At 42.6% G+C, this 3537-nt stretch carries 5 protein-coding genes; 1 reads left to right on the plus strand and 4 read right to left on the minus strand.

The features are described 5' to 3' along the window. The first annotated feature begins 49 nt into the window (after positions 1 to 49). Positions 50 to 466 carry a hypothetical protein gene (locus tag VN379_RS07450; RefSeq protein WP_325532396.1) on the plus strand — a complete coding sequence of 139 codons (417 nt, stop codon included), beginning with the start codon at positions 50 to 52 and terminating at the stop codon, positions 464 to 466. Positions 467 to 644: 178 nt separating this feature from the next. Here VN379_RS07450 and VN379_RS25130 read toward each other — a convergent pair whose 3' ends face one another. The 4 genes from VN379_RS25130 to VN379_RS07465 form a co-directional block, all read right to left on the minus strand. Next, positions 645 to 1013, minus strand: coding sequence for a DNA methyltransferase (locus tag VN379_RS25130; protein WP_414714970.1), 369 nt, complete (start codon positions 1011 to 1013; stop codon positions 645 to 647). Beyond that, the gene (locus VN379_RS07455) at positions 901 to 1158 is read right to left on the minus strand and encodes a hypothetical protein (protein WP_325532398.1); all 258 of its coding nucleotides are present in this window, start codon (positions 1156 to 1158) and stop codon (positions 901 to 903) included. Before VN379_RS07455 ends, VN379_RS25130 begins: the two co-directional genes overlap by 113 nt. A 1-nt stretch (position 1159) precedes the next feature. Further along, entirely contained in the window at positions 1160 to 1735 is a 576-nt protein-coding gene (locus VN379_RS07460; RefSeq protein WP_325532400.1) for a ParB/Srx family N-terminal domain-containing protein, read from the minus strand. A 606-nt stretch (positions 1736 to 2341) separates the two neighbouring features. Beyond that, positions 2342 to 3136: a phosphatase PAP2 family protein gene (locus tag VN379_RS07465; protein WP_325532402.1), complete on the minus strand. Its 795-nt coding sequence runs from the start codon at positions 3134 to 3136 to the stop codon at positions 2342 to 2344. Positions 3137 to 3537 lie beyond the last annotated feature (401 nt).

The raw sequence follows: 3537 nt of genomic DNA on the forward strand, positions 1-3537 counted from the left end.
GTATATAATAGTAGCAAACAATTGGAAAAACTTATAGAATTGAGGAGAAATGGTGGATATTAAACAAGAATTAGAAGCTTATAAGAAAGACCTTTTGGATTGCCAAAAACTTGCGGCATACTATCCGAACGATAGAGCAAACAGTAAAATTCAGCTTTACGAAAAAGCTATTAATGATCTTAAGAGAAAGATTGAAGACCCCAACTATCCACTCGGACTTGAAGTAGTTGAGCTACGTCAATGGTATGCTGATGATAGTATTTGCGAATCTACAAATCATGATTTTGATCAAAAAAATAGTAAGCCGAGAATTGACGAAACTTACTCTTTAATTGAACAGATTCTATTAGAACTTGACCAACTATATAAAAACCAACTGAACTCAAAAAATCAAGATTTGTATAAGCAATATAATATTGATGTCAATATTAGTCTGAAGATCTCCAAGATTGCCGTAATGCGTTAAACGAATTAAAAATAATTCTTGATAAAATAAAGATTGGTCGTTTTATTCCATTTAAGAGAAAATCATATAAGGCTGGACTAGTCGAAGTTTCATCTATTTTAAAAGATGTAAACATAAAACTACAGTTAGGTGAGATTCAATTTGCTATAAATCAACTAAAGCAACTGAACAAATAGAATTAAAGACTTCCACTTAACCTTATTCTCTTTTGCCCACTATACTCTTCCCACCGCCGAACTATCACATCACAATAAACCGGATCTATCTCCATCATGTAACATACTCGCCCAGTCTGCTCAGCAGCCATCAGGGTGCTTCTGGAACCGCCAAAAAAGTCAGCCACACTCTCATCTGACCGACTTGAATTCTGTATTGCCCTGGCGCAAAGCCCGATCGGCTTCATAGTTGGATGTTCACCATTCCGGATTGGCTTCTCAAATAGCCAGCCAGCTTCCTGGAGAGCACCCCGTACTACCCTCAGAATCAGCATGACACACATAGATGGCGCCACCGGCTTCAGTTGCCACAAACACTGAACTGAATGCATCTCTTAGAAACTGGTTGAACTCAGCGGCCGGCATGTTATCATTTTGAATAGTTAGCTTTTCGGCAGTCCCGCCTTCATATGCCACGTTATATGGTGGGTCGGTAAATACCATAGTCGCCAGGGCACCATCCATTAGTTTATCCACATCAGACTGCTTCGTGGCATCCCCTACACATGAGGCGGTGACGGCCAAGCTGCCAGATGTCGCCGGGTTTCGTTATTGGCTCTTTAATTTCTGCAGCGGCTGCAGCCGGATCAAAGTTATCTTCTTTGACTTCGGTAACCTTATAGTCGGCCAACAGGTTATCGATCTGCTTATCTGAGAAGCCGGTTAAGTTAATATCAAGGTCACAGTCGCTCAACTCAGCCATCAAACCGGCCAGCATTGCTTCATCGATTTGAGACAGCCCTGCAATGCGATTATCGGCGATCAAATCAGCCCATTCCTCAGCCTCTGTGGCGTAGTCTTGGCGATCGACAGGTACTTGCCCTAGGCCCATGAATTGAGCCGCCAGAAGCCGTCCGTGGCCGCGCACAATAAACCCAGAGCGAGTGAACACCGTAATTGGTGCACGCCAGCCCTGGTTTTTGATTATCTTGGCAAGTAACTCAATCTGTTTTTGCGGGTGCTGGTTGGGGTTGCGTGGGTTGGGTACCAGCACCGTAATATCAACTAGATCATCATAAGCACAATGAACTGGGATATTGTCAGCTAAGACCATAGAATACACCTCCAAATAAAAATGGAGCCTACTCAAGCGGCTCCATATCATCCAAATATACCCATGCAGTGGGGCTCCCGGGATAGCGTTCAATCTTTACTTTATCGGGATGGCTTTGTGAGATTTGAATGATAGATACTACCGTTCCTGTCGGCTATGTGCCGATTCCCCATTTTACGTTCGATAAAAGTTTACCTTGCATGATTTCGTCCCCCTTGTTTTTGCGTTGTTGTATTAATCACTTAGTGTCGCCTAATTGTCAAGGGTTTGTTACTTAATTAGCTCTACTCTGTTAGATCGGTATTTTCCTCCACCATCTTTGTGGCAATTGGGACTTTCCTTACGCATAAGCCCCCGATAATTCTCGCCCCGTGGTCGCCGCTTGAAGGTGATGCACCGCCTGTCAACCAGGTAAGCCTCGGTTTGGCAGAGTAGCTGAGTAGAGTCGTTAAAGCGGCAGTCGGTTTGGTTGCAGTGGGGCATGGTGGTCACCTCCTAGGTTTGGGCATAGGAAAAGCGCCCTCTAGGCGCTAGCTGATTAACAATGGCGAGCATTACTAACTCGTTATCCTTTTAATGTCAGATACTCCAATTACGACACATGAACTATAAGTTCTTCTTTAGCAACATTCCGGCTTTACTAGCGTCGACGAACGGCTGAACTTTTATATCAGATTTGGGGTCTGCATTCAATTTTATTATCGTTTTGGTGGTGTAATAACCGATTAAGCCCCCTGCGAATACGTCCGAGGCCCAGTGGCGGTTATCATATAACCGAGAGAGTCCGGTAACTGTCGCCAGTCCGTAAGCAACCGGTCCTGCATACTTATCGTCCTTATACTCATTGGCAATAACTGTGGCTAGCGAAAACGCTACAGCGGTATGAGAAGAGGGAAACGAATCATTTTCCTTGTTCCTAGACGGTCTATCACGCGATACAATCGTTTTAATCATTTCGGTGACAACTAGGGTACTGAACGCGCTTTCCAACCCAACTGTAGAAACTTGCCTCTGTTTTTCGTTACCAAGAAAATACGTTCCACCCATATATATTAATCCTGTAATAGGAAATGCGTTGCCAAATCGTGCAATCCTATTACCATCATTACTGTGCCTATCCTGAAACCAATTACGGATATGATTGTCATTCTTATAGATAAGATAGGTTCCTCCACCATACAGGAAAAAGCTATTCCATTCGGAATTATTCCAGTGTTTAGGGCTCGACAATACAAAACCAGTATCGTTTCTAAGCTTCGCAAAATTTAGCTGACTACTCTCCGATAGTTCATTCTCATCTCTACTTAATGTCGAGCTGGAGGCGTTTACTATGTTTAAATCGCTTAGAAAAAACATACAAAGAAGAAAACTACCTATCAGAAACGAAATTATTTTTTTCACTGGCTCATCTCCTATATAATACTTATTCGCTTATTTCTGTAAGCTGGTAAGTATAACCTCTGGTATATATTGGAAAGTCCATTCTAATACACTGACTTTGGGAGGCTTACAACTGAGTAGACCTTTTTGATCGAGTAAAAGTAACCGCCTCGAAGGGCATAACAAGTCGCCAGTGTTCAAGCCGTTGGCGTAAGAAAGAAACAGATTCTTGAACGGCAACCCGGTCTGCGAGCAACTCCAGGACGGTGAAATCAGCTCTCATCTCTCATTTCGCTGTATCCAAGATTAAGTCATGAAAAAAGAGCCCGTAGGCTCACTTCGATATATTTATTATATACATTGCGTCAGTGATTCTAGTTACAAGATTGTCAATTTTACTAGATTTACCCGGAATTAAAGGT

The sequence above is a fragment of the Sporomusa sp. genome (assembly GCF_035561255.1).
Taxonomy (GTDB): domain Bacteria; phylum Bacillota; class Negativicutes; order Sporomusales; family Sporomusaceae; genus Sporomusa.

Bases quoted from the DNA above. Each gene is read 5' to 3' on its own strand.
- VN379_RS07450 (WP_325532396.1), top strand. From the start codon at position 50: ATGGTGGATATTAAACAAGAATTAGAAGCTTATAAGAAAGACCTTTTG.
- VN379_RS25130 (WP_414714970.1), bottom strand. From the start codon at position 1,013: ATGCATTCAGTTCAGTGTTTGTGGCAACTGAAGCCGGTGGCGCCATCT.
- VN379_RS07460 (WP_325532400.1), bottom strand. From the start codon at position 1,735: ATGGTCTTAGCTGACAATATCCCAGTTCATTGTGCTTATGATGATCTA.